General features: G+C 36.6%; 4 protein-coding genes and 2 pseudogenes. All 6 read left to right on the forward strand.

All coding sequences use genetic code 11. The features are described 5' to 3' along the window. A pseudogene (locus PHC28_RS14760) lies at positions 1-256 on the forward strand (GNAT family N-acetyltransferase); the annotation flags it as partial. 113 nt (positions 257-369) lie between these two features. Further along, positions 370-1563: an argininosuccinate synthase domain-containing protein gene (locus tag PHC28_RS14765; protein ID WP_300102283.1), complete on the forward strand. Its 1194-nt coding sequence runs from the start codon at positions 370-372 to the stop codon at positions 1561-1563. Positions 1564-1670: 107 nt separating this feature from the next. Continuing rightward, the gene (gene argC / locus PHC28_RS14770; protein ID WP_300102286.1) at positions 1671-2648 is read left to right on the forward strand and encodes an N-acetyl-gamma-glutamyl-phosphate reductase; all 978 of its coding nucleotides are present in this window, start codon (positions 1671-1673) and stop codon (positions 2646-2648) included. Between the two features lie 79 nt (positions 2649-2727). Then, positions 2728-3864, forward strand: a complete 1137-nt coding sequence (locus PHC28_RS14775; protein WP_300102289.1) for an aminotransferase class III-fold pyridoxal phosphate-dependent enzyme — start codon at positions 2728-2730, stop codon at positions 3862-3864. Between the two features lie 139 nt (positions 3865-4003). Beyond that, complete coding sequence (locus PHC28_RS14780; protein WP_300102292.1) at positions 4004-5200, forward strand: glutamate-5-semialdehyde dehydrogenase; 1197 nt, start codon at positions 4004-4006, stop codon at positions 5198-5200. A 142-nt stretch (positions 5201-5342) separates the two neighbouring features. Beyond that, positions 5343-5810: pseudogene (locus tag PHC28_RS14785) on the forward strand (glutamate 5-kinase); the annotation flags it as partial.

Below are 5810 nucleotides of genomic sequence, written 5' to 3' on the forward strand. Positions count from 1 at the left end.
AATGAAAATCAATTCTGATTTAGGATACAAGCCAGTTCCTTTCTCTGAATTGACAACAGATCCGAGTTTTTGGGCTGGTTGCAAAACCTGTACTAATTTTGAAATTCTAAAAAGCAAAGACAATAAAATGTGTCTGTGTACCGGAATGCTTTATGATCCAAAAGAAAAACCAAAAAACCCGCCAAAACATCCATTCAATGTCCGGATTTGGAACAGATTAAAAGAAATAAAACAAGCCTTATTTTTAAAAAAATAAATCCTCTCCCAAAAGGAGAAAACATACAAATAATATAAATAAAATTACCCTTTGTCTGTAACGGCTCCCTCTCCTTCGGAGAGGGCTGGGGTGAGGAAAAAAAATAAACAATTATGAAAAAAGTAGTATTAGCATACAGCGGAGGATTAGACACCTCTTATTGTCTAAAATATTTAAAAAACGAACAAGGATACGAAGTTCATACCGTATTGATAAACACCGGTGGATTTGATGATGCTGAATTAACAGCTATCGAAGAAAGAGCTTATGAATTGGGTTCTGCTCAACATACAAATCTTACTATTTTAGACAAATATTACGACAAAGCCATCAAATTTTTGATTTATGGAAATGTGTTAAAAAACAATACCTATCCATTATCAGTAAGTGCTGAACGTGTTTTTCAAGCGATGGAAGCTATAAAATATGCAAAATCTGTTGGTGCAGAAGCCATTGCTCACGGAAGTACTGGAGCTGGAAACGACCAAATTCGTTTTGATTTAATTTTCCAAACCATCGCTCCTGAAATTGAAATTATCACTCCTATTCGTGACTTAAAATTATCTCGTCAGGAAGAAGTAGCTTATTTACAAGCCAACGGAGTTGAATATTCTTGGGAAAAAGCCCAATATTCTATCAACAAAGGATTGTGGGGAACAAGTGTTGGAGGAAAGGAAACCTTGACTTCAAACCTTCCGTTACCTAGCGAAGCTTATCCATCTCAATTGAAAAAAGAAGGTGAAGAAAAAGTAACTTTAGAATTTGAAAAAGGTGAATTGGTTGCCGTAAATGGTAAAAAAGACAAACCTTCAAATAACATTGTTACCCTTGAAAAACTGGCAAGTGCTTATGCAATTGGTAGAGATATTCACGTAGGAGATACTATTATTGGAATCAAAGGAAGAGTTGGTTTTGAAGCTGCTGCTCCAATTATCATCATCAAAGCACACCATTTATTGGAGAAACACACGCTTGGAAAATGGCAACAATATTGGAAAGAACAACTAGGAAACTGGTACGGAATGTTGTTTCACGAAGGTCAATTTTTGGATCCTGTAATGAGAAACATCGAAACTTTCTTGGAATCTACTCAAGAAACAGTAAATGGAATCGTAACCGTTTCTTTGAAACCGTATCATTTTTCATTAGACGGAATCGAATCTGCAAATGATTTGATGAATACTGGTTTTGGACAATACGGCGAAATGAACAACGCTTGGACATCGGATGACGCCAAAGGGTTTATCAAAATTTTAGGGAATGCCCAAAACATATTTTCATCAGTAAATAAATTAAGTTACGAATAAAATAAATTGATGATTTTTGATTTCAGATTTTTGATTTTAGATTTGGTTGGAATACCTTACATCTAAAATCAAAAATCGTTAATCTTCAATCTAAAATCTAAATAATTATGATTAATATTGGAATAATTGGCGGTTCAGGTTACACAGCTGGCGAACTCATCAGGATATTGATGTTTCACCCAAATGCAAAATTGGATTTTGTTTACAGCACCACAAATGCTGGAAAACCTCTTTCGATAGCGCATCACGATTTGCTTGGCGATATCGAAATGAACTTTACCGATACCATCAATCCAAACGTAGATGTTGTTTTCTTGTGTTTAGGACACGGGAAATCTATTTCATTTTTAGAGGAAAATCATTTTTCTGATACAACAAAAATCATCGATTTAGGAAACGATTTCAGATTGACAAAAGACAAAAACTTCAACGGAAAATCATTCGTTTACGGTTTGCCAGAATTGAATAAAACGGACATTAAAAACGCTCAATATATCGCTAATCCTGGTTGTTTTGCAACTGCAATTCAATTGGCATTATTGCCTTTGGCAGCAAATGAATTGTTGAACGATGATGTACATATCAATGCCACAACAGGAAGTACTGGAGCTGGAGTTGGTTTAGCGGCAACATCCCATTTTAGCTGGAGAAATAACAATATGTCGCATTACAAAGCATTCAATCATCAACATTTGGGCGAAATAAATCAAAGTGTCAATCAGTTGCAATCGTCTTATCAAAACGAATTGATTTTTGTACCCAACAGAGGGGATTTTCCTAGAGGAATTTTTGCTACTCTTTATACAACAATTGAAGAAAGTTTGGAAGACATCGTAGCAAAATACGAAACTTTTTATGCAGATCAACCCTTCGTAACCGTTACCACGACTGCCATTAATATGAAACAAGTGGTGCAAACGAACAAATGCATTATCAGTTTAATGAAAAAAGGAAACCGATTATTGATCACTTCAGTTATTGATAATTTAACAAAAGGTGCTTCAGGACAAGCGATTCAAAATATGAATTTAATGTTTGGACTCGAAGAAACTACAGGCTTACACCTGAAACCATCTGGATTTTAAAAATTTGTTTCAAGTTTCAGGTTTCAGGTTACTCAACAAACTTGAAACTTTGAACTTTAAACCTTAAACAAAAAACAAAATGAACTTATTTGACGTTTACCCATTATATCCTATTACGCCTGTAAAAGCTTTAGATTGCACCATTACAGACGATAAAGGAATCGAATATTTAGATTTATACTCCGGTCACGGAGTAATTTCTATCGGTCACACCCAGCCGGATTATGTGGCCAAAGTAAAAGAACAATTGGATAATTTGAGTTTTTACTCGAATGCCATCCAAAATCCATTGCAAGTAGAACTAGCTGAAAAATTAGGAAAAGCTTCTGGCTTAACTGATTTTAGCTTATTTCTTTGCAGTTCTGGTGCTGAAGCCAATGAAAACGCATTGAAAGTAGCTTCATTTCACACCAATAAATCAAGAGTAATTGCTTTTGACAATTCGTTTCACGGAAGAACTTCGGCGGCTGTTGCAGTAACCGACAACAAAAAAATCGTGGCGCCATTAAACGCCCAACAAGTGGTTACCTTCTTGCCTTTAAACCAAATTGACTTTGTAGAAGCGGAATTGAAAAAAGGCGACGTTTGCGCCGTAATCATCGAGCCTATTCAAGGAGTTGGTGGTTTAGACCAAGGAACAACTGAATTCTTTCAGGCTTTAGAAAAAGCCTGTAAAGCCAATGATGTCGTTTTAATCTTTGACGAAGTACAATCAGGTTATGGAAGAAGCGGTAAGTTTTTTGCTTTTCAGCATCACGGAATCCATCCAGATATTGTAACTACTGCCAAAGGAATGGGGAACGGTTTCCCAATTGGAGGCGTTTTGATTTCGCCTAAATTCAAAGCGAGTTACGGATTATTGGGCACCACTTTTGGCGGAAGCCATCTCGCTTGTGCCGCAGGAATTGCCGTTTTGGACGTGATGGAAAAACAAAACTTAATCGCAAATACCAATAAAGTATCGGAATACTTTTTTGAAGCTATCAAAGTGATTCCTGAAATCATCAAGGTAAAAGGAAGAGGATTGATGTTAGGCGTTGAATTTGATTTTGACGTGAGTGCTTTGAGAAAGAAAATGATTATCGAAAAGCATATTTTTACGGGAGGTGCCAACAATAAAAACCTGTTGAGAATCCTTCCTCCGTTAACGATTACAACGGATGCAATTGACACATTTATTGTGGCTTTGCAGGAATCGCTAGCAGAATTGAAATAAAGATAATCGCTCCGCAAAGTCTCTGACTTTGCGGAAGTGAAAATCGGTCTCTGACCGCATACAAAAAGAAGGTTTAAAACCTTCAAACACATCCTCAAAGTCTGAGACTTTGCGGAGCAAGGAACTAAATATCATAACGATGAACACATTATTATCCATAGAAAAAAGAAATGCTGTTTTAAGCCGAATGGCTGAACTTCTGGAACAAGAAAGAGCCAATCTTAAAAGTATCAATCAACAGGATTTAAGCAATTATTCTGGTGAAGATTTGGCTATGGAAAAACGCTTGTTGGTGGACGATGCCAAAATTGACGGAATGATTTTGTCGATGCAACAATTGGCTAGTCAGGAAGATCCTGTTGGCGTGGAGCGATTCCATTTTGTACACGACAATGGGCTAAAAATTACAAACAAAACAGCGGCTTTTGGAACGATAATGATTATTTATGAATCACGTCCTGACGTAACTGTTGAAGCGGGCGGAATTGCATTCAAATCGGGAAATAAAATTTTGCTGAAAGGCGGAAAAGAATCTTTGTTATCGAATTTGAAAATCGTTTCGCTTTGGCACCAAGCTTTGGAAGAAAATGAAATTTCTAAAGATTGGGTCGAATATTTGAATTACAATCGTGCCGAAACCCAAGCTTTCTTGGAAAATCCAACACAAAGAGTCGATTTAATCGTTCCTCGAGGTGGAGAACAATTGATTGCTTTTACCAAAAAACACGCTACTTGCCCTGTAATTGTAAGTGGTCGTGGGAATAACTTTGTGTATGTAAACCAAGAAGCCGATTTGAAAAAAGCCCTTGACATTATCATCAACGGAAAAACAACCAATATTGGCGTTTGTAACGCTTTGGACAAGGTTTTGATAGATTCTAATCTTCCAAATTGGGGAGATTTTGCAACTAATTTGGTTGCTGAATTACAGAAATATAATGTTGAAGTTTTGGGAGACGAACGGTTTTCAAAAGCAACAAACGTTCCTCAAATTGAAAATGAACAAATTTGGTACGAAGAGTTTTTGAATTATAAAATTGTTGTTGGAGTCGTAAATTCAGATGAAGAAGCGATTGCGAAAATCAACAACTATTGTGGCGGACATTCGGCTTCTATTATTACAGAAAACAATGCAATTGCGCAACAATTTATGGAACAAGTAGATTGTGCGGCAGTTTATCAAAACGCTTCCACTCGATTTACCGATGGCGGACAATTTGGTTTAGGAGGAGAATTGGCGATAAGCACGGACAAATTGCACCAACGTGGCCCAATAGGTTTACAACATTTAGTGACCAATAAATGGTATATTTACGGCGAAGGACAAATCAGGTAGCAGTTGTCAGTTCGAGCGCAGTCGAGAACAAATTGGATGATAAACGAATTTATCCTTAAAATAAATTATATAGAAAAACACTTTGTGACCTTATATTTTTAAAATAGTAGATAAAAACTTTGTGCCCTTTGTGGTTAAAAAAATGACGAAAAAAAGAATATTGTTAAAGCTCGGCAGCAATACGCTTACCAAGGAAACCAATCACATTTCGAGAGGAAAGATTGAGGATATTGGAATGCAGATTGCCGCTCTTAAAGACGATTACGAGTTTATAATCGTGAGTTCCGGTGCCATTGCAGCAGCAAAACAGTTTGTAAAACTCGACAATCACGATAAAGATGTTTTTGTCAAACAAGCCTTGGCTTCCATTGGCCAGCCTCATTTGATGCGGATTTACCACGAAAATTTCAGCGATTTGGGTTTGCATACTTCGCAATGTTTGCTTTCCTATTCTGATTTTGAAAAAAAACAAACCAAAGTCAACATCGTCAACACGATAAATGTCTTGGTCAAAAACAGTTATATCCCAATCATCAACGAAAATGACACGGTTGCAACAGACGAAATCAAGTTTGGGGATAATGATAAATTGGCCGCTTTGACAGCCGTT

It is taken from the genome of Flavobacterium sp. (genome assembly GCF_028712645.1).
GTDB lineage: Bacteria > Bacteroidota > Bacteroidia > Flavobacteriales > Flavobacteriaceae > Flavobacterium.

Bases quoted from the DNA above. Each gene is read 5' to 3' on its own strand.
- PHC28_RS14765 (WP_300102283.1), top strand. From the start codon at position 370: ATGAAAAAAGTAGTATTAGCATACAGCGGAGGATTAGACACCTCTTAT.
- argC (WP_300102286.1), top strand. From the start codon at position 1,671: ATGATTAATATTGGAATAATTGGCGGTTCAGGTTACACAGCTGGCGAA.
- PHC28_RS14775 (WP_300102289.1), top strand. From the start codon at position 2,728: ATGAACTTATTTGACGTTTACCCATTATATCCTATTACGCCTGTAAAA.
- PHC28_RS14780 (WP_300102292.1), top strand. From the start codon at position 4,004: ATGAACACATTATTATCCATAGAAAAAAGAAATGCTGTTTTAAGCCGA.